Raw genomic sequence first — 22,867 nt, forward strand, 5'->3', positions numbered from 1 at the left:
AAGATTACATTGACTTTGGTAAAAAGATATGCTTTAATTAAATTATGTAAGAAATTTTTAATTAATTTGTCAATGTATAAAAAAAATATGATACTTGTCAGACATTAATTGTTTTTTAAGGAGGAAGAAATCGATGATACGTTTTGCAGACAGAATGAATCTTTTAACAGGCTCTGAAATCAGAGAGTTGCTTAAGCTCACTGCTCAGCCTGATATTATTTCTTTTGCAGGCGGTTTACCTGCACCCGAATTGTTTCCTGTTGAGGGAATGAAAGCCGCAGCTATTAAAACCTTGGAGGAAAGTGGAGAGGCTGCCATGCAGTATTCCACTACAGAGGGTTTTCCGCCGTTGAGACAGAAAATTGTGGACAGAATGAAAGCAAAAAACGGTATCCAAACAGATATTGACCACATATTGATTACCAGTGGTTCTCAACAAGGGTTGGATTTTGCAGGGCGTGTTTTCTTAAACCCGGGTGATGTTGTTTTAATGGAAAGCCCTTCTTACTTAGGGGCGATCAATGCGTTTAAGGCCAGTGAACCAAAATTTGTAGAGGTTCCTACCGATAACAACGGTATGCTTATGGAAGAATTGGAAAAAATTCTTGCTACTACAGATAATGTAAAAATGATTTATGTAATTCCCGATTTCCAGAATCCCTCAGGCAGAACATGGACGCTGGAAAGACGTGAAAAATTTATGGAAATCATTAACAAATTTGAAATCCCTGTTATTGAAGATAATCCTTATGGGGAATTGCGTTTTGAAAATGAAAATATGCCTTCATTGAAATCAATGGATACAAAGGATCTTGTTATTTTCTTAGGAACCTTCTCTAAAATTTTAGCACCTGGCTACAGACTGGGTTGGGTTTGTGCAGAGGACGAAATTTTGGAAAAATTCAACTTTATTAAACAGGGCGCAGATCTTCAGTCCTCCACAGTTTCCCAGATAGAAACAAATACCTTCTTGGAAATGAATGATTTGGATCAGCATGTTGCAAAAATCAAAGAGGTTTATGGCAAAAGACGTAACTGTATGTTGAAAGCCATGGAGGAGTATTTCCCCAAGGAATGTACCTGGACCTATCCCGACGGTGGTTTATTTACATGGGTAATTTTACCTGAATACATGGATGCAAAGGAATTGGCGACTCAATGCTTGGAAAAAAAGGTTGCTTATGTTCCCGGTGGCAGCTTCTTCCCCAATGGCGGACACGAAAATACTTTCCGCATGAACTATTCCAATATGCCTGAGGAAAAAATTGAAGAGGGCATTAAGCGTATTGCAGAGGTAATCAAAGCGAACTTGAGATAATCTTGTTGCTTTGAACATACAAACCATAACTCCATATGCGTAAAACCCCCGCAGCTTTTGTTGTGGGGGTTTTATGTTATATAGGATTTGTAAAAAACTTAGTGTAAGGATAGAGGAAAAGGGAAATATGTATTTTGTGATAACATAAATTTTGCATTTAACCAGAGTGTTTGACAAACTTTAGGCGTTGGCCCTGCATCGCCCAAAACAGGGCAGACGGCGAAGCTGGCTTTTCCTTGGCAAGAAGCACAAAAATACAGCGTTTATGCACGAAAAGTGTGCCATGATAAACTGCTTACTTTTTTGTAGGCTGTGGGGTGGAAATTTTTTTGTTCCGAGCAACAGGGGCAATCAATACCTTGCCCGTTCCTCTGTATACATTCACAAGTCCCTCGCCGGAAGCGGCGGAGCCAACCAAAGTATTTGTAGTGCGTTCAACTGTGAATTCTAGGGTGTTTGACCATGCGATTGCCATGTTTCCGTCAATGCGCAAAACATCTTTTTCTAACTCAACCACAATTAGCTCCTCCTTGGGTACGGGGCTTTCAAGCACGGCAATGCCTGTTCCTGTCAATGCTGTATTGAAAAATCCCTCGCCTCCAAGAACCGCAGAAGAAAGATTAGACCTTGCGGTCACCTTCATGTTGACACTATCGTCACATGCCAAAAACATTCCATCCTCAATAACCATGCTTCCGTTCCATGTTGCCAAATCCTCAAAGAAAACGTATTTATAAGTGGGTTCTAAGACCAATAAACCGTTTCCTGTATAGCGTGGTTTAATGGTAGTTTCGCCGGTGACTTTGCTCCCCACAAACTTTTTCATTAAATCCCCTGCGCCCTTTATATTGGTGGTTACTTGAAGCTGACCAATCATCATCTGCATGGTTCCGCCTTGAATAATAACCCCGTTGTCGCCATTGAGGTTGGCAATGACCTGTCTTTTTCGAACATTCATTTTTGAAGCAAAATAAGAAAACTGGGCACTTTCGGGGGTCACAGAAATATCTTTTTCGTACTCCAAAAGGGAAAAGCATCCTTGGCTTGCAACAACCTTGTGTGCGTCGGTGGGCTGAAACAAATTGGTGCGAATCATAAAAAATCCTCCTTTGCGTTATGCGCATAAAAAAAATCAAGATATGCTTTATATTAAGTTATTCAAGGTTTGTCATTCGTCTGGTGTATTTTTGTGAAAAATACATAGTGACTTAACAATTATCATGATAGCACTGGTTTGCAATTTTTTCTACTGTTTTGAATATTTTATGATGGTTTTTACCCAGTGTAAATATTTATAGAAGAAAAATACGCGCTGTCAAAAGCTTGGCTGCAATTGCATTTGAAGTGAAAAAGCGCAGCAAAAAAATGCAATTGGCAACAAAATGTATGGGTTTTTTGAATAATAGGATGCTTTATCAATTTTTTAGAGATAGCTATAAGAATTGACAAAAAAATAGAAGTCAAGCGGTGAGCAGAGAGATTTGTGACTGCATTATATTTTCTTGGAGACACTGAAAGATGTAAAAAACCATTGCTATAGATTATTGTTCTACGTCCTTTTCCACTGGCATAAACTTTGTATGAAAGGAGGCGGTGCCAGTGGAGCAAAAAGGTGGCGGAAGGCAACTTGGTCTAAGCATTTTTGGCCTTCTGCTTTTTCTGCTATCCATGCCGCTTTTTTTGCAGATGGGTGGTGGACAATGGCTTTTGGCAGAAGTATTGCCAGGACAAGTACCCCACGATTCATTGTCCATAGAAAGCTTGCGGTTTGAACGGACAGTGCCCAAGGAAATGGACGACGTTGCTGTTTGGGGTGTGAAGGATGTGGAATTTCAGCAAAAAGACACGAATCTCATTGGCGAAAAGGGTTTGTGTGTAACAGCGGAAGTCCTTGAAAAGATGAAGGACTTTTCTTATTTAAAAAGTAATTTTTATACTATAGATTCAAGAACCTCCCTTTTGGAAGGCGATATCAATGTGAGTGAAGCCTTATCCATGGATTTTTCCATAAAACCTACCTTAGAGGAGCCGAGGATTTTGATATTTCATACCCATACCCATGAGGATTTTGTGGATAGTGATATGTCGAAGGGGCTTCAAGAGGGCATATGCGGCGTGGGTGAGGAATTAAAGGATATTTTGGAGAAAAAATATGGAATAAGCGTATTGCACGATATGAATATTTATGATGCAGTGAATGGTGTTTTACAGCGAGAGGGAGCCTATGAACGCAGCGGCCCTGGGGTGGAGAAAATATTGAAGCAATATCCATCCATTGAGGTGTGTATTGATTTACATAGGGATGGAATACCGGAAACCATGAGATTGGTTACTGAAATTGATGGGAAAACCTGTGCAAAAGTAATGCTTGTAAACGGTATATGCCGTTTGAATAAGGATGGCCAGGCAGAGCCGGTTTCTTGGCTGGAAAATAAATATATTAAAGAAAATTTGGCCTTTAGCCTCCAAATACATACCTTGGCAGGACAGAAATTTCCAGGGTTTATGCGGAAAAATTATTTAAACCCCTATCGTTTTATTTTGCACTATATGCCTCGCTCTGCACTGATTGAAGTGGGAGCGCAAACAAATACAAAGCAGGAAGCACTCAATGCAATGGAGCCTTTGGCAAAAATTTTGGCAGAAGTGCTGTTGGAGGATACCCCCTAGAGAGAATCTTTGGGGGGGCAGGGTGTTGATAAAGTCGATACCCTTTGAAAAAGCTCAGTTCCTTCAAGCTTTTTTAAGTTAGCAGAGGGCAAATAGATGCGTTCCTGTGACCAAAAGGTTTCAAAACGGGTCAAAGCATTTTCCCAGGCGGGGAAACGGCTCCGCCGCCCTGTTATTTTCAGGGTGCAGAACAATTATCCTCGGATGGGCAAAGTTCATCCTGCGGATTCCATTTGGGAAACTCTTCGTTTTCCAAACCCTTCCGTTTATAAAATGGGTTTTTCGACACTCTCACCCCTTAATAAGAATCTTTAAGGGGTTTTTTAATTGCACAAAAGCAGTATTTGGGGTAAAATAAACAAAACTTTCATAGAAGAAAATCAGAAAATGATTGCCTTATTACAGTTTGTTTAGGATAAGGCTAGGTATTGAGGATAGGAGCGACGATATGAAAAAATTACAGCAAAAGGTGATATTATTTGACTTGGACGGTACTTTAACAGACTCCGCCGAGGGGGTAATTCGTTCCGCACAGCATATGCAAGAAAAGATGGGGATTCCCAAGTGGGTAGATGCGGATTTAAGGTTTATTGTTGGCCCGCCCTTGATGCGAACCTTTACCGAGGATTTTAAAATGAGCGTGGAAGAGGCGCAAAAGGCTTTGGAGTATTTCAGAGAACGCTATGCCACGGTGGGTCTATTTGAAAATAAGGTTTATGATGGGATTCCTGAAATGCTGGAGGAATTAGGAAAAAAGGGGAAACGCCTTGCAGTAGCTACCTCTAAAAAAGAAGAAACGGCGGTTCGTATCTTGAAGCACTTTGGAATAGATGAATTTTTTGAGGTAATTGGCGGTGATAACCGAGAAATCGGCCGTGATACGAAGGGAAAGGTCATTGAATATGTGTTGGAAACCATGAAGGTAGAAAAGGAAGATGCTATTATGGTGGGGGATCGGAAGTTTGACGTTGAGGGCGCCCATTTGGTGGGAATTCCTTGTGTTGCTGTGGAATTTGGCTATGGGGACAAGGCGGAATTTGATGCCTGCGGCGCGGATTATATTGCGGCGACACCAAAGGCTGTGGAGGAGCTGTTTTGATGGATGAAAGAAAATCAAAAAATGTTGGTAAGGGTATGGAAAAAGGCAAAACCCGCAGGGTGTCGATAAAGGCAAGACCTTGAGGGCTTTGCCCCCTCACAAACCACTTGCTTTTTACAAAAGCAAGACCAAAAACTTTCATAGAAATTACATAGCTTCCAGCAAAAATGCAAATTTTTGCAAATAAAGTTTAAGTCAAGCCTTTTCAAAGGCTTGCAAGGTTCGGGACAGCGTCCCGAGAACTTGACCTTGATTTGTTAAGGTTCGGGACGCTGTTCCAAGAAAAATTCAAGACCGTGGGCGTTGCCCTCTCACTGCTCAAGATAGACCAGACAGCGAAGCTGGCTTTTGCATATCAAAAGTAATGAACAAACTCACTTGCTTTTTACAAAAGCAAGACTAAAAACTTTCATAGAAATTGCATAGCTTTCAGCAAAATACAAATTTTTGCAAATAAAGTTTAGGTCAAGCCTTTTCAAAGGCTTGCAAGGTTCGGGGCAGCGTCCCGAGAACTTATTGTTTTATGCCAAAGAATCCAGATAAGCCTTATTCCCTTCAATTGCCTTCGTCGTAACTGCCTTCGCCGGGCCGCCAATCACGTTTCTTGCTTCCACGCATTCTTTTACGGAAATGGCGTCATACACGCTTGCATTAAATACAGGGGAGATTGACTGATATTCCTCAAGGGAAAGATCATCCAAATTGGTGCTGTTTTGGATGCAGTATAAAACCAATTTTCCAATAATTTCATGGGCATCACGGAAGGGAACGCCCTGTTTTACCAACCAGTCCGCTGCATCAGTGGCATTGGTAAAACCGCCCTTTGCCGCCTCCAGCATATTATTCTTACGAACGGTAACGGTAGCCAGCATATTGGTAAATACGGGGACGCACATTTTAATGGTGTCTATGGCACCAAACAAAGCTTCCTTATCCTCTTGCATATCCTTATTATAAGCCAAGGGCAGACCCTTCATGGTGGTCAAAAGCCCCATCAAATGCCCGTAAACTCTGCCTGTTTTTCCGCGGATTAATTCTGCCATGTCGGGATTCTTTTTCTGTGGCATGATGCTTGAGCCTGTGGAATACGCATCGTCTAATTCAATAAAACGGAATTCATGACTGCTCCAAAGAATGATCTCTTCGCAGAAACGGCTTAAATGCATCATTAAAATGGATAAATCGGAAACCAATTCAATGCAAAAATCACGGTCGGAAACGCCATCCATACTGTTTGAAGTAACTCCAGAAAAACTTAACTGCTCCGCAACAAATTCCCTATCCAACGGGTAGGTTGTGGTTGCCAAGGCGCCACTGCCCAAAGGCAGTACATCGGTACGCTTGAAGCAATCCGCCAAGCGGTCATAATCACGCTTGAACATTTCAATATATGCCAACAAATGGTGGGCCAAGGTGACAGGCTGTGCTCTTTGCAGGTGGGTATAGCCGGGCATAATGGTTTCCGTATGCTTTTCGGCTAAGGTATTTAAAACGCCCATCAGCTCTTTCACCAAGACTTGAATGGACTTAATTTCCTTTTTGGTATACATGCGGGTATCCAAGGCAACTTGATCGTTTCGGCTTCTTCCTGTATGCAGACGCTTGCCTACGTCGCCAATGCGGGTAATGAGGATGGATTCCACGTTCATATGGATATCCTCCGCTTTTTCGTCAAAGGTTACGTCGCACTTTTCAATATCTGCAAGGATTTCTTGTAAGGTCGTGATAATCAGATCTGCATCCGCTTGGGGGATGATGCCCTGTTTGCCAAGCATTGCTGCGTGGGCCATACTACCTGTAATATCCTCTTGATACATACGGCTGTCAAAGGAGATGGAGGAATGGAAATGGTCGGTGAAGCTATCGGTGGACTTTGTGAAGCGGCCGCCCCAAAGTTTCATAGTTATGCATCCTTTCTTATTGATCCATAAAATCAAAGGGGCTTGTCCCAAACCCATGACATCTTGTTACAGACATTTGGGTATGGGGCAAAGCCCCAAAATGTTTTACGGATATTTATTTATTCTCGTTATTTTGCAGCATCATTGCACGAACCTTCATGGACAGGCCAAACAGGTTAATAAATCCGTCTGCGTCCTTATGGTTATACATTTCGCCTGTTGTAAAGCTTGCAATGGATTCGTTATATAGGCTGTAAGGGGAGGTTGCCCCTGCGGAAATAATGTTGCCCTTATAGAGCTTCATTTTTACTGAACCTGTAACGGTAGCATTGGTATGGTCGAAATAAGCGCAAAGAGCCTCTCTCAAAGGCGTAAACCATTCGCCGCTGTAAACCAATTCCGTCAGCTTATTGCTTGCAACCTCGTTGTACGCTAATGTTTTCTTATCTAGGCAAAGGTATTCCAATTCACGGTGTGCATAGTATAATATTGCACCGCCGGGGGTTTCGTATACACCACGGGATTTCATGCCAACAACACGGTTTTCGCAAATATCAATGATACCGATACCGTTTTTTCCGCCGATTTCGTTGAGCTTTGTCAACAAAGCAACGGGACCTAATTTTTCGCCATTTACAGAAACGGGAACGCCAGCTTCAAAATCAACGGTTACATATTCGGGTACGTCCGGTGCGTTTTCGGGAGAAACGCCCATCTGGAGCAAATGTTCATAATTAGGCTCATTCGCGGGATCTTCTAATTCCAAGCCTTCGTGGCTTAAGTGCCAGATATTGCGGTCACGGCTATAAGAATCATCCTTCTTTGCAGGGAAAGGAATGCCTCTTGCTTCCAAGTAAGCCATTTCGTCTTCACGGCTTTCCATACCCCATGTATCCAGACGCCAAGGCGCAATGATTTTCAATTCAGGAGCCAAAGCTTTAATGGTTAATTCGAAACGAACCTGATCGTTGCCCTTGCCTGTTGCGCCGTGGCAAATTGCCGTTGCGCCTTCTTTTTTTGCGATTTCAACCAATTTTTTCGCAATAATTGGTCTTGCCATGGAGGTACCCAAGAGGTATTTTCCTTCATAAACAGCGTTTGCCTTAATGCAAGGGTAAATTGCCTCTGTGATAAATTCTTCAGTTAAATCTTCTATATAAAGCTTGCTTGCACCGGTGCGCAGTGCCTTTTCTTCCAAGCCATCGGTTTCCTTGCCCTGACCCACATCACCGCAAACAGCAATGACCTCAGCATCATAATTTTCTTTCAGCCAGGGAATAATAACGGAAGTATCAAGACCACCGGAATATGCCAAAACAATTTTTTCTTTCATGATAATTGTATCCTCCTTATATTTGAAAAATGATTTCAGAATGAATAATATAAACAAATTATACATAACGAAGGGGTAAAATGCAATAGAAAATAATAAAAATAAAAAGAATTAAGTTTTTTTGTATATTAGTGTTAAAATGCATTTCTGCCATAAGGCGCATTTAGCTATTTTTTATCAAAAAAATAAATGAAATCAGTATATTTATGCAAAAGGTGAGAGGGATAAGTAGCTCTATTAAGGTGAAGTATACGAAAGAATGGTCTTTGCTTCATACATTTTTTATGATATGATGGATACTAGAAATTAATTTGACTACAAAAGAAAACCGAAAAAGGAGGGTGTTTGATAATGAAGGTTTTAACATTTAAAAATAGTGGTAGAGTAATGGTTGGTGTACTGAAGGATGATGGTTTGGAAGTAGTGCCTGTAAATTACTTAGGCTGTACTGCCCATAATATGAATGAATTTTTAGACTTGATGACACCGGAAAAAGAAAAAAAATTGGAAAAAAATAAGGAATTGATGAAGGGTATTCCCATGAGGGATGTGAAGGTAATTTCCCCCATTCCGGTGCCTAAGCAGGATCTGATTTGTCTGGGAATTAATTACTATGCCCATGCTGAGGAAGCGGCGAAGTTTCATGATGAAGCTTTTGGCGGCGAAAGACCTGCGCCCATTTACTTTTCCAAGCGTGTGAATGTTGCTGTGGCAGACCATGAAATGGTGGATGGTCATTGGGACATTGTGGATGGGTTGGATTATGAGGTTGAATTGGGCGTAATCATTGGGAAGGATGCAAAAAATGTTTCCCAACTGGATGCCTTTGATTATGTTTTTGGCTATACGATTATCAATGATTTTAGCGCAAGAAATTTGCAGACTGCCCACAAGCAGTGGTATTTTGGCAAGAGTTTGGATGATTTTACTGCCATTGGCCCTTGGATTGTAACGAAAAATGAATTTGAGAACCCTCCTGCCCTGGGGATTCGCTGTTATGTGAACGAGGAATTAAGACAAGACGGGAACACATCCTTGATGATTACAGGCGTTGCCGACGTAATCAGCCAGCTTTCACAGGGAATGACTTTAAAGGCAGGCACTATTATTGCCATGGGTACACCGGCGGGTGTTGGTATGGGCTTTGATCCCCCCAAATTTTTGGAAAAGGGCGATGTAGTAAGATGCGAAATTGATGGCATCGGTACAATCACAAATTATATTAAGTAAGTTTGACCTAAATTTAGACATAAAGGAGCGCGGCACCCAGCATGAATAAAATTAAAGTAATGAGTGTTTTCGGCACAAGACCGGAGGCAATCAAGATGGCCCCCCTTGTGAAGGAATTGGAAAAAAACGAACAAGTAGAAAGCATTGTTTGCGTAACGGCGCAGCACAGAGAAATGCTGGATCAGGTTCTGGAGATTTTTGATTTGCACCCGGCCTATGACTTGGATATTATGCAGTCAAGACAAACCTTAGCAGGAATTACAACAAGAGCCTTAACAGGCTTGGAGGGTGTTATTGCAAAGGAAAAGCCGGATATTGTTTTGGTGCATGGAGATACCTCTACCACCTTTGCCGGGGCTTTGGCTGCGTACTACAATCAAACGAAGGTGGGTCATGTGGAAGCGGGGCTGCGTACCTATGATAAATATCAACCCTTTCCCGAGGAGATGAACCGCCGTTTAACAGGGGCGCTGACGGATTTGCATTTTGCCCCCACGCCCTTGGCAAAGGAGCATCTTTTAAAGGAAAATTTGGATGAAAATAGTATTTTCGTTACAGGAAATACCGTCATTGATGCATTGGCACATACCATTGAGGAGGGCTATACCTTTACGGTGGAGGAGCTAAATCATATTGATTTTCAAAAGAAGCGTGTCATTGCCATGACTGCCCACAGGAGGGAAAACCTTGGGGAGCCGTTGGAAAATATTTGCCATGCCGTAAAGCGTTTGGTGGAGGAATATCCCGATGTGGAGGTTGTTTATGCAGTGCATAAAAACCCAGCGGTGATGGAGCCTGTTCACAGAATTCTTGGGCAAACCCAGGGAATTTATTTGACGGAGCCTCTGGATTTAAAGGATATGCACAACCTAATGTGCCGTTCCTATTTGGTATTGACGGATAGCGGTGGCTTGCAGGAGGAGGTTCCTTCCATGGGCAAGCCTGTTTTGGTGCTTCGCAACGTGACGGAGCGTCCCGAGGGGGTGGAAGCCGGAACATTAAAGCTTGTGGGGACCAATGAAGAAGCAATATACTCTGCTGCAAAGGAGCTTTTGGACAACGGCACGGCCTATGAAAAAATGGCCCGGGCAAAGAATCCCTTTGGGGACGGACAGGCTTCCAGACGCATTGTGGAAAGCATTTTATTTGCCTTTGGGAAAAGCGAAAATAGACCGGATGAATATAATGTTTATATAAATTCCCATGAAAAGGAGGAACGATCAATGAATGAAGAACGGATGGCAATTTTAAGTATGCTGGAAAAAGGGATTATCAATGTTGATGAAGCAGAGCGATTATTAATTATTTTACAAAGCAGCGCAGGCTTTGACAAGGAAGGAATCAGCAAATCTGTAGGGGATGTTTTGGGCAAGGCGGGAGAGGCTTTGAATTCCGTAGCCAAGACCGTAGGCGAAAAGGCGGAAAAAATTCAGCCCATGGTTAAGGATATGGCGAACAAGGCTTCCGAAAAGGCTGAAGATCTTGAACCGGCAGTAAGAAGTGCGGCTTTCCGAATGGCAGAGATGATGGACAGCCTAAAGGAGGATGTAAAAAATTACAGGGAAAAGATGAAGGAAAAAAGAGAAAGAGATCAGGCTGAGGACTGGACAGACATGGATGCGCAGGAAACAGAGCCTTCGGCCACGGATAATTCAGATGCTTTTTCAGAAGAGGAGGCATATACGCAAAATGTTGAGTCAGTTTTAAATTCATTGCAAATTCAAATGAATGAAATTGATGATGCAGAAAGTTTTTTGAAGTCCGCCCTTGGGGATTTTGATGCTGCTTTGGAAGAAGATGAGGAAACCAAAGAGGCTGAGGCGCTTGCAGAAGAATTGGTGGAAGGAGAAGCATCAAAGAAAGAGCCTTCCTATGAGGAAAATAAATAAGAAAAAGTAAAAATTGTCACAGCAATATATTAATTTATATTGCAATGGATATTACAACATAAAGAAAACGATAATCACCAGAATTAGTGATTATCGTTTTTTTGTTTATCCCGAAAGTGGAGTATTTGAAATTCACAAACCTTGGGCGCCGCCCTCTCACTGCCCGAGATAGGGCAGACGACGAAGGCGGCTTTTGCTTTGCAAAAGTGATGACCCCCTGCTTGCTTTTGTAAAAAGCAAGACCAAAAACTTTTATTGAAATCGCATAGTTATGCGGTTTCTAAATGATCAAGGTTGCAATGGCAAAGAAGTGCCAACTGTCCGAAGGACAGCTTTGCGAAGCAAAGTGCTGAACGAAACCCTTGTGGGTGTTTGAGGGCAAAGTCCTCAAGGTATTGACCTTGTATTTATGAAAAATGCAATTATACGTTAAAGCGGAACAGAACCACATCTCCGTCTTTAAAAACATATTCCTTGCCCTCGGAACGAACCAAGCCTTGTTCTTTTGCGGCGGTGTTAGAGCCGGAACGAATCAAATCGTCATAGGCAACAACCTCTGCACGAATAAAGCCTCTTTCAAAATCACTATGGATTTTACCTGCTGCCTGGGGTGCTTTTGTGCCGTTGACGATTGTCCATGCACGGGTTTCCTGGGGACCTGCGGTTAAGTAGCTGATTAAGCCCAAAAGCTGATAGCTTGCAGCAATCAGACGGTCAAGTCCGCTGGAGGCTACGCCCAGTTCCGCAAGGAATTCTTTTTTATCCCCTTCGTCTAAATCGGCAATTTCCTCTTCGATTTTTGCACAAAGGACAAATACCTCACTACCTTCGTTTTTCGCATATTCCCGCACCTTTCCAACAAAAGGATTGGTAGTGCCGTCATCAGCCAAATGCTCTTCCAATACATTTGCAGCATATAAAACAGGCTTTGTCGTCAGCAGCGTAAGGGATTCCACGAAAGCCTTATCCTCAGGCGTATCAAATTCCATGGCCCTTGCTGAAATTCCCTGCTCCAAAGTATCTTTTATTTTTTGCAAAAGATCCATTTCGTGCTGCAAGGACTTGTCCGCCTTTGCCATTTTTCCTGTTTTCGCAATTCGACGCTCTAAAATTTCTAAATCGGAGAATACTAACTCCAAATTGATGGTTTCAATATCACGAATGGGGTCTACAGAACCGTCAACGTGGATTACATTGGTGTCCTCGAAGCAGCGTACAACGTGAACAATGGCATCCACCTCACGAATATGGGAGAGGAATTTATTCCCCAAGCCTTCGCCTTTGCTTGCACCGCGAACCAAGCCTGCAATATCAACAAATTCAATGACCGCAGGTACAATTTTTGCCGAAGCGTGTATTTCGGCCAGTTTTGTTAAACGTTCATCGGGAACGGTTACTACGCCTACGTTGGGGTCAATGGTGCAAAAGGGATAGTTGGCCGCCTCCGCTTTTCCCAATGTCATTGAATTAAATAAGGTGCTTTTGCCCACATTGGGCAGACCTACAATACCGAGTTTCATGTTATTCTTCCTTTCCATGGGTTTCACTCATACTGAAATTATTATAGCGAAAAGGGACTCAATTGGCAAGAAAGAAGTAGTGGAACCTTATTTTTTTCGGGGAAAAACAGCAAAAATTGTTAAAATAAAAAAAACAATACCTCCGAAAACACAGAACTTAGCTGCTTCAACATTTGTTAAATAAATTCCATTTGCAGGTGTTTCGTGAATATTTTTCACAATTACACGAAAATGCTTCTTTTTATTGGGCTCCATTTTTTCGCCTCCTTTTTTCTGCCTTTAGTATATCCGATTTTAGGGCAAAAATCAAAATCAACCATAAGTTGCTTTTCATAAATCTTTTTTTTTAAGACATACTAAAGAAAAAGGGAGGCGGCGAAAAATGTGGAAAAAAAGGATGAGTATTTTGATTTTGGCAATATTTGTTTTCAGCGGATGTTCCGCAAAGGTAACGGAAAATAATTTGTCCGGTGTGCATTTTGTAAAAGCGGATGAAAAAATTGGAGATAAAACCTTTGAGGAACGAGCACAAAGCATTAAAGCTTTGCTTCACAAAATTAAAGGGATTTCCGGTAACGCAGTAGTGGTGGAAGGGCATACGGCTATTATTGGGCTGCGTTTGGAGGATGGCATGGAAAATGAGGCGGCTAGAATAAGCAAAGAAGCAGACAATGCTGCCCGGGAAGCTGACGAATATATCAATAATACCTCAATCACAACCAATAAAAAAATTGTTTCCTTGATTGAGGAAATGGAACAAAAAAGAGCAAGGTGAAAGAGAGGAAATGCAGAAATTCATACCGAAACCCTTTAATACAGCCCGATTGCAGCAAACAGAATTTTTTCTGGAAATTGTGGCAAGGCGGGCTGGTTTTTTGCAAAGATTCTTGGAAATTTATGCTAATTATGCGTTTGTAACAGAAAGGCATTCGTGTAAAATATATGATGTTTTTAGCATTTTTCAAAATATAACAGTAAAATAATTTCATTTTTATTCCAATTTGTAAGTTTTTAATAAATCCTTAAGAACGAAAGGTCTAGGCATGTTAAAAAAAATATGATAAACTTGTAAGCAAGAGTAAAATATGGAAGCTCCAAAAAGAACAAAAGGGGGTAAATTCATGAAAAAGAAAATAACACTGGCTATGGCAGCAGTGATGGCATCTTCCTGCATGAATGTAACAGGATATGCAGCAGGTTTTAAGGATATTAATGATGTTCCTTGGGACGGGGCAAAAGCTGTTATTAATAGCGTTGCCGATTTAGGTTTATTAAACGGGTATGAGGACAACACATTCCGTGCCCGTAATAACGTTACATATTGTGAAGCAATACAAATGCTGTATTCTGTTTTGGTGAAAACGGGCACTGCGCAGCAGCTGGATGCAGCAGAGCAATACAAATATACTACATTTATGCAAGCGTATAATATTCCTACCTGGGCACAAAGCGCAGTTTCTTATGGACTGGAAAAAAGCTTGATTACCACAACGGATATGGCAAAGTTCATGACCGGAAAAACCAGCAATTCTGCTACAAGACAGGATGTGGCAAAGATGTTTGGCAATGCCATGGCTGTGCGCTATGATGTGGACAGAAAAGCTGCGACAGCCAGTAAGTTTAATGATTATTATCGTATTTCCGAGGATGCTATTATTTTGGTTGATGTTTTAGCTCGTCTTGGTATTATAAATGGAGATACTGGTAATAATTTTAACCCCACAAACAATATCAACCGTGCAGAAATGGCAGTTATGCTGAATAAAACCTATGAAGTATTAAAGAATGGTATGGAAACCACAGGAACAGTCACTGCTTTTGAGGGGGACGGCAGCACCTATAAAATAACCATAAAAACAGATGCCGGCATGGCTTTGGATTTTAATGCTACAGCGAAGCATGTAAAGCTTTACAGTGGGAGTACTACACAGGAATTGGCTTTATCCCGCTTAAGCGTGGGAGATAAGGTTAGCTTTACTTATAACAGCGGTGCTTTAGATACAATCCGTATTGTGGATGGTTCAACTCTGCAGCAAAAATACAATATTACGGGTTATATTACAGCTTTAGCCACCGACAAAGTAACGATTGAAAATGATAATACGGGAGAAACTGAAAAAATAGAGTTAGATAGCGACTGTCTGTTTTATTTAGATAACAAGAGCATTAAGCGGGCTGATTTGCAAACTGAATTAAAAGATAATTCCGATAAATATGCTTATGCCGGAATTAATACCAATTCAAAGGTGGAAAAGGGCAAGGACAGCAGCGGCAATTCTACTCAGGTTGAAAACACATATGCTACAGAGGTTTATGTGACCTTTTACGAACAATATATGAGCTCCGGCATTGTAAGCACCATGGATGACACTTCTATTACCTTTAAGGCTAGTGATTCCAGTGCGACAAGCAGAACTTACTTTGCATCTGGGTGTACTTACTACATTAATGAAACCTCGGTTTCTTTGTCACAGCTCAAGTCTTTGGCAAACAGCGGAACGGTATATGTAAAAGTTACGGTGGATAAAACAGGAAAAGCAACGAAGATAATATTATCCGAGGAGAGCTTTACGGTGAGCAGTGATACATCCTCCATTTATGAAGTGGCTGATCTTTCGGATACGGGAATTGTTTTGAAAAATGGCAGCAACAATCTTACTTATAAATTTGGCTCAACAAACCCCGTTTCAAATATTACGTTCTATAAGTGGGATACATCTGATGATGATTGGTTATCTTGCAAACTCTCCAATGCGGTAACCTACTTTGACACAAATGACGATAATAATAAAAAAGTTTATGGCAAGGTTGAGTTTAATAGTGGCAAAAAAATAAACAAGGTATATCTGTCTACCCAAAAATCTTCGTGGTCTACAGGCAGTGGTGCGTATACAGAAAGAACTGCCGAGGTTGCTTCTCTTTCCGGAAATACGCTGAAATTTAAAGACTCCACGGTAGCCTATACATTGTTAAACCAGTATAATGTGAAAATTGATGGAAGCAAGGATGTTGACGTAATTACGGGTACTGATTCCAATGGAAATACGGTGAAATATCCCTTGGTTATGTTGGGTTCCCCGGTGAGCTCTTTGACTGTTTTCAGAAAAATGGCAGAATCTAGCGGGGTTACCCTTTATGCGGAAATTAAGGCGGATGGCAATAACGTTATTCAGTCCATTGAAGCAAGGCCTACGGCTGCTAAGGGCAATCTGGTTTCCTATGATATTGATGAAAAAGAATTGGTGCTGGAAACTACGGATGGTAAAAAAATTACATTTACTACAGCTAGAAAGCCATCTACCGGAACGGATGATTATACCTATGAGGACATTGGAACATCGGGCTATATTGGCTCTGCACTTACGCTAAGCTTTGACAAAGATGGCATTGTGCAAAAAATCAATGTTTCTGAAAATGCATATTTATCTGGATCTATCAGCGCAAAAGGTACTGCTGAATCAGCGGCGAACGGTTTGAAATTCTCTGGCAATTCTGCGGTTTATGGATGGTTGAGCAGCTCCAATACAGACTTGCATAGTTATAGCTTGAACACTACTTCCTTAGATCGTGTGAAGTCAGCGATTGAGGACGAGGACGTTACTGTATATGCAGAGGTTCGACTGAATGAAAAGAATAATGTGGAACGCATAAATGTTTACATCAAAGATGCTAAGGGTGCTTTCCAGGAATATAATAATGACACCAAATTATTAAGAATTTTGACCGAGGATGGGAATAAGTTCACGTTTAATACGGTTGCCAACCCTACGATTAATATCAGTGGTGTTGCAAAAGATAAGGTGAATGATCTTGCCGTAGGCAAAACCGTAAAGCTTACATTTAACAGTGACGGTTTGCTGCAATCCGTAACAGGCTGAAATACGATGTATCATTCATAATGCATAATTTGTAGTTATAAATTATGCATTATGAATAAGTAAAGTTTCTTTTCAATAAAAATCAATAAAAAAAACAAGAGCAAAATTGCCCTTGTTTTTTTTCTTTGGATATTGCAACCGAATAAACGCAGACAAGGAATGGGTGTGCCGGAATGACCGGACCTAGCTAGGCTTATTGGGCTGTGGCGTAGAAGGAAAAATGTTTAGTGTAAAAAAACAGCCGAGAGGTTGTATTCTTATCCCCGAAACAATTCATCCAAATAGTCGCAAACAATATACAAAGACCAAAAGTACAAGCTTAATTATATTCAAATTTGTGATCTTTGTCAATTGTAAGAAATGGGTATTGATAATTTTGCAATAATCCCTGTATAATAGATAAGATAGTATGGGAATAGGAGTTGATTATAAAATGAGATATGAAGGAACGGTATATAGACCGCCCAGCGAGGCGGGAAGCTTAATTATTCAATTAACAATTGGCTGTGCCAGAAATACCTGTACATTTTGTAATATGTATAAGGACAAAAAATTTCGTATTCGTCCCTTAAATGAGGTGGCGGAGGACTTGGAAATGGCAAGAAACTATTACAACCGCATTCAGGTGCGCCGCATTTTCCTTGCTGATGGCGATGCGTTGATTGTAAAGACTGAGGATTTGTTGTATATTATTGACAAGTGCCATGAATATTTTCCCGAAGTGGAACGAATTTCCGTTTATGGTGCGCCAAAGGATATTATCAACAAGACTCCCCAGGACTTACGCCGCTTGAAGGAAGCTGGCTTGGATATGGTTTATGTGGGCTTGGAAAGCGGTGCGGATGAAGTTTTGAAGGATGTAAAAAAAGGTGTTACTTCCGCAGAAATGATTGAGGCAGGCAAAAAGGTGAGGGAGGCCGGGATGGTGCTTTCCATGACTGTAATTTCCGGGTTAGGCGGGAAAAAATATTGGCAGGAGCATGCTTTGGGCAGTGCAAGGGTGATTTCTGCCATTAAGCCAGAGTATGTGGGATTTTTGACATTAATGGTTGAACCCGGCACCGAAATATACGATCAGGTGCAAAGAGGGGAAGTTGAGCTTTTGAATCCCCAAGAGGTTTTGGATGAAACGGAATTATTTATTCGTAACGTAGATGCCCAGGGCACTGTGTTCCGTTCAAACCATGCGTCTAATTATACTGCATTGGGCGGTACATTAAATGGAGATAAAGAGAAAATTTTGGCGCAAATTGAGGCTAGCCGCCGTCGGAGCTCGTTCCGCCCCGACAGCTTTAGAGGAATCTGAGTTTTCGGGTAAGGAGAAGGGCATATGGCGTGGTTGGGAATTATTACCTTGATAACAATATATTGGTGCGTTTTTACTTCTGCCACGTCAGGAAGGCTGGGGTGGATTGCCATTTGTATTTGGCTGATACCCATTCTTGCAATGACCATTACCTATGAAGGCGATATATCAATTAACGGGTTGATGGTAATTATTTGCATTTTGATGTTTTGGGTCTGCCGACGAGGCTTGGTGGATGTAAAAATGTGGAATACAAAGGTCAGAAAGCGCCACAGCATTATTTTTGCAATGGTATATATCATTGTGTTCATCATGTTTTTATATTCCTTTGCCCAGGCTCAACTCTATGGGTATATATTAAATGTTCAGGGCTGGAAAAGTGACCACGGAAGTGTTTGGACAATGCTGCTTACTATAACGCCGATGCTGGCCTTGAATTGGATTTTTACACAAATGGTGTTTACTGCGATGGATCGATTATACTGCAAAAAAAAGGAGCTGACGCTTCTTTCCTGTCAGTTTTATATCGCCAGCGAAAGCGGTGTGGAAAAAGGGATTGGTAAGGGCTATTTTCTGGAGGGAATTCAAAATGGAATTACCTATCATTTTAGAATGACGCGGCGCACCTATTTTATGCTGCAGCAGGAATCTATATTAAATCTCAAGGCAAAAATTGGGGTTTTTGGTGGGTTATATATTACGCAGTTGGATGCGGCTGAATTCTTAAAACGAATCCGCAGAACAGACAGACGGGATGCTAAGCTTGGTATATTTGGTTGTATTTTAGTCACAGCCTTTGGTGTATGGTTATTTTTGGTATAGATATTTTTTTATGAAATGAAAAAACCTGTATTGCAAAGCAGATGCTATGTGATACAGGTTTTTTGATTCCTTGATTTTTATAAAGAGGCTTTTTTAAAACCGGAAATACGCTAAATTAAGGAGTAGAGATATTATTTGTCGCCAAAATTTCTACGGAGAAATAAATTTTTTGATAAATTTGAAAAAAGCATTGAAAAAAAACTTTCCGAAAAATCGAGAGCAGGTATTTGTATTGAAATGCACTGTTATCGTCAAAAAATAGCCGAATTTTGCCCCGGATTCTTCCTTCTGCAAAGCATGGAACGTCCCTTTTCTTCATATGTTGGAGGGAGGGGAAGTGAAAACATGGGAAAAAAGCTTTTGGCAATCCTGATTGGATATATTATATTGGCAGTTATCCTTCTTCCGTTGTTCATTACCCTGCTTTGGGGCGGATTTTTCACCCAAGAGGTGAAGGAGGCAAAAACGCTGATCGGGATTGATGATGTGTTTTCGCCGGAGCTGGAGGAATATATTGTGGGGGTTGTTTCTGCGGAAATGCCTGCTTCTTTTCCGGAAGAAGCCTTAAAGGCGCAGGCTGTGGCTGCTCGTACCTATGAAGTGAGAAAGATGCAGGAGGCGGGCTCCGAAGAAGTTCTTTATGATGTAGGACAAGCCTACAATTCCGTTGTGGAGCAAAAGAAAAAATGGGGCGAAAATTATATTGATAATGCAAATAAAATTAGAAAAGCGGTAAAGGAAACCCAGGGCGAAATTATGGTTTATGATGGGGAGCCAATTTTGGCGGTATTTCATGCCCAAAGCGCCGGCAAAACAGAGGCCTCGGAAAATGTGTGGTCCAGTGCTCTGCCCTATTTAAAAAGCGTTGACAGCGAGGAGGATAAGAATGCGCCCAATAACGAATATACTTGTACGATTTCCGCTAAGGAGGTTTGGGATAAGCTGCAAAAATTTGGGGAGTTAAATCAAGATGAAACGAATTTGACCTTCAATATTATAGATAGATCCCAAGCGGGCTACATTCAAAAGTTAAGAGTAGGCGGCATTAGTCTAAGCGGTTTGGAGGTTCGCACCGCGCTGGGGCTGCGCAGCGCAAACTTTGAGGTGGAGCGGCAAGGGGACAGCTTTGTTTTTGTAACCCATGGCTATGGTCATGGTGCAGGAATGAGCCAATATGGCGCTTCTTATTTAGCGGAGGAAGGCATGGATTATCGGGAAATATTATGTCATTATTATCAGGGAATTTCATTTGAAAATATTGCATAAGTCTTTTTTCCCTGTAAAATCAAGCATTTTTTTCAATTCGTCAAAAATCCGTCAAAAAATTTGATTGATTTTTTCCGCTGCTTTCCGCATCATGTCATTAGTAACGTGGGAATAGACCTTCATTGTCATTTCCACGTTATGCCCCAATATGGCGGCAGCGGTTTTAAAGTCAACGCCGTTCGCTATCAAATCGGTGGCGTAGGTGTGGCGTAGCATATGGATGTTGATGTTGATACCGACTTTTTTTGATATATAAGCGACGTTTCTCGTGACGCTTTTGCCTGAAAACGGAAATACCCTGTTGTCCATATTGATAACATTGAACACCTTTTTATATTCTGCTAATTCATTCATAGTATTTTTGGCAACCGGTACAACTCTTTTGCTATTTTTCTTTTTAAGTGTTCCGAAACCTTCCTCATTACCGTCCAATAGCTTCCATTGGCGCACCACATGGATTTCATTGTTTTTAAAATCAACATTATCCCACGTCAGCCCCAACAATTCGCCACGCCTTAAGCCTGTACCGAGGGCGAAAGAGCAAAGATAATAATATTTTGTATATACTTTTTTAGATTGCAAAAAAACAAACAATTTTACAGTCTGGTCTTTTTCTAGTATTTTTACTTCCTTTTCATCATCATTGTACTGCATAACAGGAAGCTTAATTTCTTTCATTGGATTAGATGGTATTATTCCATAAGGTGTTACAGCTTGGTCTAGGATATATTTTATTTTGGTTAAATACGTTTTAATTGTGGAAATCTTAAGCCCGTCTTTTATCAGCTCGTCCGCACATTTCTGTATGTTCATGTTCTTCAGTTCAGCTAATTCGATATCTTTTATATCATCAAATTTCTTCACGGCGGTTTTCTTTGATTTTATGGTATTTGCGGTCATGTGTAGTTTCTCGTGTTTGATTAAGTCCTCTGCAAACTTCCCGAACGTGATGCCCTTATATTGTGGCTCAACATTGGCGGTCATTTCGACTTCTTTTTTCAGCACGTCAAGATGCTTTTCGGCTGCCGTCTTTGCATCTTTTTTCAGTGAAAAGCCTTGTTTGCTTTTCTGTTTCCACTTGCCATCTACCTTATAACTTATAATATACTGCCATCCTTTGTCTTTTTCACGATATGTGATGTTGTAGTCCATGGTATCCCTCCTGAGTTTATTTCGATATTTGTTGATATTTTTTTACACAAGTGGTAAGATATACCTACCTGTCGGCATACAGGGAAAGGAAAGAATTGCATGTCACCGTATGAAATTACCATGATTGTTATTGGCGTAATTGGATTGACGTACAGCATCGCAAAAGACATACATAAGCGGTAGCAAAAAGCAGTAAATGAATGCCATCGTCTGCGAGTTGAAAACAAAAAGCTGACCACTTTTCCGTCAAATATTACAAAACCTGTGTGAGTTTTGGTGTAGCAGATTGGCGGTATTCCAATTGACAACGCTGTTTTTACATGATAATATAAAAATATCATACGGGGTCGTGAGTATTCGATTTCCTTTTTAAAACTTTAGGTTTGGTCACCTAAAAAAACCTGTGACAAATTGTGATAAATTACAGGAGGACTACAATGAACTGATTAACCAATCACAAGAGAGAGCGAGTAGAGATACTCGCTTTTTCTCTGCCCATTTTTCAATCAATTTGCATTTCCTCCATTCGCCCTACCATACAATAGGGCGTTTCTTTTTTTGCTTGAAATCCTCCATTCTTATGACGTTTGCTTTCTCGGAACCTGTTGTTCTGGAACCAATTCCATATCTAGGATGCAACGTACCTTGTTTCGTGTCCTGCTGTCTGCGGCTTCATATTCAGCGGCAACGGCTAGAGTGTCGGGGGAAAAGGTAGGCTGTGTGTTTGGTTGCTCTTTATATCTTTCAGTTTCAAATAAATAGTCAGGGTTAATATCCAAAATAGAAATAAGTTTTTTAATTTTTAAAAGGTCAGGTTCCCTGTTTCCCTTTTCATATCCTGTTAATGTTGATTTTGCAACACCTATCATTTCGGCTAGTTGCTCCTGTGTCAATCCTTTTTCTTTTCGTGCTTTTGCAATCTTTTCACCAAATAGCATATCAATTCCTCCTTAGATAGCTACATTGTACAACGTATATTATATGCACGTCAATTAAAAAAGTTGCATTTTGAAAACTTTTTTTTGCAAAAACTATTGACAAGTTTTCATTATGCAACTATACTAAAGCTGCAAGGTTGCAAAACGCAAACAACAAAGGAGATGGCAGTATGACATTAGCAGAGGCAAACGGAAGATTGAGAACAGTGCAAATAAACGAGGAACAGCTTTGGTACATAAATTCTCTTTACATTTTACTTGACCTTGACAAAGATGATTTCTGCAAAATCATTGATGCGGTTGGACTTGATAAGCTACTTAAAAAGCGGTTGCATTACGACAGACTTCTAATTGCAGAGGAAGAGCTTTCAAAAAAAGAAAAATACATCCAAGCGAAGCAAAGGCTACAAGAAATTGCATTCGAAAAAATGGAACTCGAAGAAGTTGTGAACGCTTATAAGCATGATTAGAATGCACCTACCTGATGATGGCTGGATGGTTACCAGCCGAAACCGCCATTCGTGGTGGTAGTGGGAAACCGCAAA

Annotated in this window: 18 protein-coding genes; 11 read left to right on the forward strand and 7 right to left on the reverse strand. The window is 40.9% G+C overall.

From position 1 onward, the window contains the following. Positions 1 to 133 precede the first annotated feature (133 nt). On the forward strand, positions 134 to 1,318 hold the full coding sequence (locus CLNEO_RS02600) for an aminotransferase-like domain-containing protein (RefSeq protein ID WP_066083893.1): 1,185 nt from the start codon (positions 134 to 136) through the stop codon (positions 1,316 to 1,318). Between the two features lie 295 nt (positions 1,319 to 1,613). Here CLNEO_RS02600 and CLNEO_RS02605 read toward each other — a convergent pair whose 3' ends face one another. Continuing rightward, complete coding sequence (locus tag CLNEO_RS02605; RefSeq protein ID WP_066083894.1) at positions 1,614 to 2,414, reverse strand: AIM24 family protein; 801 nt, start codon at positions 2,412 to 2,414, stop codon at positions 1,614 to 1,616. A gap of 503 nt (positions 2,415 to 2,917) precedes the next feature. On the opposite strand from CLNEO_RS02605, the gene spoIIP reads away from it, so the two are divergent. Next, a complete protein-coding gene (spoIIP, locus tag CLNEO_RS02610) occupies positions 2,918 to 3,988 on the forward strand; it encodes a stage II sporulation protein P (protein ID WP_066083895.1) in 1,071 nt (356 codons plus the stop codon). A 448-nt stretch (positions 3,989 to 4,436) separates the two neighbouring features. Then, positions 4,437 to 5,087: an HAD-IA family hydrolase gene (locus tag CLNEO_RS02620; RefSeq protein WP_066083900.1), complete on the forward strand. Its 651-nt coding sequence runs from the start codon at positions 4,437 to 4,439 to the stop codon at positions 5,085 to 5,087. A 521-nt stretch (positions 5,088 to 5,608) separates the two neighbouring features. Here CLNEO_RS02620 and argH read toward each other — a convergent pair. Together argH and CLNEO_RS02630 are read right to left on the reverse strand one after the other, a co-directional pair. After that, positions 5,609 to 6,988 carry an argininosuccinate lyase gene (gene argH / locus CLNEO_RS02625; RefSeq protein ID WP_066083902.1) on the reverse strand — a complete coding sequence of 460 codons (1,380 nt, stop codon included), beginning with the start codon at positions 6,986 to 6,988 and terminating at the stop codon, positions 5,609 to 5,611. Between the two features lie 115 nt (positions 6,989 to 7,103). Further along, a complete protein-coding gene (locus tag CLNEO_RS02630) occupies positions 7,104 to 8,321 on the reverse strand; it encodes an argininosuccinate synthase (RefSeq protein WP_066083904.1) in 1,218 nt (405 codons plus the stop codon). A gap of 351 nt (positions 8,322 to 8,672) precedes the next feature. Here CLNEO_RS02630 and CLNEO_RS02635 point away from each other — a divergent pair, with 351 nt between their 5' ends. Together CLNEO_RS02635 and wecB are read left to right on the forward strand one after the other, a co-directional pair. Further along, positions 8,673 to 9,551 carry a fumarylacetoacetate hydrolase family protein gene (locus CLNEO_RS02635; RefSeq protein WP_066083905.1) on the forward strand — a complete coding sequence of 293 codons (879 nt, stop codon included), beginning with the start codon at positions 8,673 to 8,675 and terminating at the stop codon, positions 9,549 to 9,551. Positions 9,552 to 9,592: 41 nt separating this feature from the next. Next, entirely contained in the window at positions 9,593 to 11,440 is a 1,848-nt protein-coding gene (gene wecB / locus CLNEO_RS16725) for a non-hydrolyzing UDP-N-acetylglucosamine 2-epimerase (protein ID WP_083531801.1), read from the forward strand. 422 nt (positions 11,441 to 11,862) lie between these two features. Here wecB and ychF read toward each other — a convergent pair whose 3' ends face one another. Next, complete coding sequence (ychF, locus tag CLNEO_RS02645; RefSeq protein WP_066083908.1) at positions 11,863 to 12,960, reverse strand: redox-regulated ATPase YchF; 1,098 nt, start codon at positions 12,958 to 12,960, stop codon at positions 11,863 to 11,865. A gap of 87 nt (positions 12,961 to 13,047) precedes the next feature. After that, complete coding sequence (locus CLNEO_RS15680; RefSeq protein WP_157723452.1) at positions 13,048 to 13,215, reverse strand: hypothetical protein; 168 nt, start codon at positions 13,213 to 13,215, stop codon at positions 13,048 to 13,050. Positions 13,216 to 13,342: 127 nt separating this feature from the next. On the opposite strand from CLNEO_RS15680, the gene CLNEO_RS02650 reads away from it, so the two are divergent. From CLNEO_RS02650 to spoIID, 5 genes are all read left to right on the forward strand, one after another. Next, complete coding sequence (locus tag CLNEO_RS02650) at positions 13,343 to 13,735, forward strand: YhcN/YlaJ family sporulation lipoprotein (protein ID WP_066083910.1); 393 nt, start codon at positions 13,343 to 13,345, stop codon at positions 13,733 to 13,735. Positions 13,736 to 14,081: 346 nt separating this feature from the next. Further along, positions 14,082 to 16,838, forward strand: a complete 2,757-nt coding sequence (locus CLNEO_RS02660; RefSeq protein WP_066083915.1) for an S-layer homology domain-containing protein — start codon at positions 14,082 to 14,084, stop codon at positions 16,836 to 16,838. Between the two features lie 433 nt (positions 16,839 to 17,271). Further along, positions 17,272 to 18,144, forward strand: a complete 873-nt coding sequence (locus tag CLNEO_RS02665; RefSeq protein WP_066083916.1) for a radical SAM protein — start codon at positions 17,272 to 17,274, stop codon at positions 18,142 to 18,144. A gap of 24 nt (positions 18,145 to 18,168) precedes the next feature. Beyond that, positions 18,169 to 18,966, forward strand: coding sequence for a hypothetical protein (locus tag CLNEO_RS02670; protein WP_066083920.1), 798 nt, complete (start codon positions 18,169 to 18,171; stop codon positions 18,964 to 18,966). A gap of 345 nt (positions 18,967 to 19,311) precedes the next feature. Further along, a complete protein-coding gene (gene spoIID, locus CLNEO_RS02675; protein ID WP_066084578.1) occupies positions 19,312 to 20,232 on the forward strand; it encodes a stage II sporulation protein D in 921 nt (306 codons plus the stop codon). Positions 20,233 to 20,283: 51 nt separating this feature from the next. Here the strand turns inward: spoIID and CLNEO_RS02680 are convergent, their stop codons facing one another. Together CLNEO_RS02680 and CLNEO_RS02685 are read right to left on the reverse strand one after the other, a co-directional pair. After that, positions 20,284 to 21,384: a tyrosine-type recombinase/integrase gene (locus tag CLNEO_RS02680; protein ID WP_066083926.1), complete on the reverse strand. Its 1,101-nt coding sequence runs from the start codon at positions 21,382 to 21,384 to the stop codon at positions 20,284 to 20,286. A 578-nt stretch (positions 21,385 to 21,962) separates the two neighbouring features. Next, positions 21,963 to 22,322 carry a helix-turn-helix domain-containing protein gene (locus tag CLNEO_RS02685; RefSeq protein ID WP_066083929.1) on the reverse strand — a complete coding sequence of 120 codons (360 nt, stop codon included), beginning with the start codon at positions 22,320 to 22,322 and terminating at the stop codon, positions 21,963 to 21,965. Positions 22,323 to 22,492: 170 nt separating this feature from the next. On the opposite strand from CLNEO_RS02685, the gene CLNEO_RS02690 reads away from it, so the two are divergent. After that, entirely contained in the window at positions 22,493 to 22,792 is a 300-nt protein-coding gene (locus CLNEO_RS02690; RefSeq protein ID WP_066083933.1) for a hypothetical protein, read from the forward strand. Positions 22,793 to 22,867 lie beyond the last annotated feature (75 nt).

The organism is Anaerotignum neopropionicum, assembly GCF_001571775.1.
GTDB classification, from domain to species: Bacteria; Bacillota; Clostridia; order Lachnospirales; family Anaerotignaceae; genus Chakrabartyella; species Chakrabartyella neopropionicum.

Coding starts and splice junctions, on each gene's coding strand:
- wecB (WP_083531801.1), top strand. CDS start 9,593: ATGAATAAAATTAAAGTAATGAGTGTTTTCGGCACAAGACCGGAGGCA.
- CLNEO_RS02690 (WP_066083933.1), top strand. CDS start 22,493: ATGACATTAGCAGAGGCAAACGGAAGATTGAGAACAGTGCAAATAAAC.
- CLNEO_RS02620 (WP_066083900.1), top strand. CDS start 4,437: ATGAAAAAATTACAGCAAAAGGTGATATTATTTGACTTGGACGGTACT.
- CLNEO_RS02665 (WP_066083916.1), top strand. CDS start 17,272: ATGAGATATGAAGGAACGGTATATAGACCGCCCAGCGAGGCGGGAAGC.
- argH (WP_066083902.1), bottom strand. CDS start 6,988: ATGAAACTTTGGGGCGGCCGCTTCACAAAGTCCACCGATAGCTTCACC.
- CLNEO_RS02670 (WP_066083920.1), top strand. CDS start 18,169: ATGGCGTGGTTGGGAATTATTACCTTGATAACAATATATTGGTGCGTT.
- CLNEO_RS02660 (WP_066083915.1), top strand. CDS start 14,082: ATGAAAAAGAAAATAACACTGGCTATGGCAGCAGTGATGGCATCTTCC.
- CLNEO_RS02600 (WP_066083893.1), top strand. CDS start 134: ATGATACGTTTTGCAGACAGAATGAATCTTTTAACAGGCTCTGAAATC.
- CLNEO_RS02605 (WP_066083894.1), bottom strand. CDS start 2,414: ATGATTCGCACCAATTTGTTTCAGCCCACCGACGCACACAAGGTTGTT.
- ychF (WP_066083908.1), bottom strand. CDS start 12,960: ATGAAACTCGGTATTGTAGGTCTGCCCAATGTGGGCAAAAGCACCTTA.
- CLNEO_RS02680 (WP_066083926.1), bottom strand. CDS start 21,384: ATGGACTACAACATCACATATCGTGAAAAAGACAAAGGATGGCAGTAT.
- CLNEO_RS02650 (WP_066083910.1), top strand. CDS start 13,343: ATGTGGAAAAAAAGGATGAGTATTTTGATTTTGGCAATATTTGTTTTC.
- spoIID (WP_066084578.1), top strand. CDS start 19,312: ATGGGAAAAAAGCTTTTGGCAATCCTGATTGGATATATTATATTGGCA.
- CLNEO_RS02635 (WP_066083905.1), top strand. CDS start 8,673: ATGAAGGTTTTAACATTTAAAAATAGTGGTAGAGTAATGGTTGGTGTA.
- CLNEO_RS02685 (WP_066083929.1), bottom strand. CDS start 22,322: ATGCTATTTGGTGAAAAGATTGCAAAAGCACGAAAAGAAAAAGGATTG.
- CLNEO_RS02630 (WP_066083904.1), bottom strand. CDS start 8,321: ATGAAAGAAAAAATTGTTTTGGCATATTCCGGTGGTCTTGATACTTCC.
- CLNEO_RS15680 (WP_157723452.1), bottom strand. CDS start 13,215: ATGGAGCCCAATAAAAAGAAGCATTTTCGTGTAATTGTGAAAAATATT.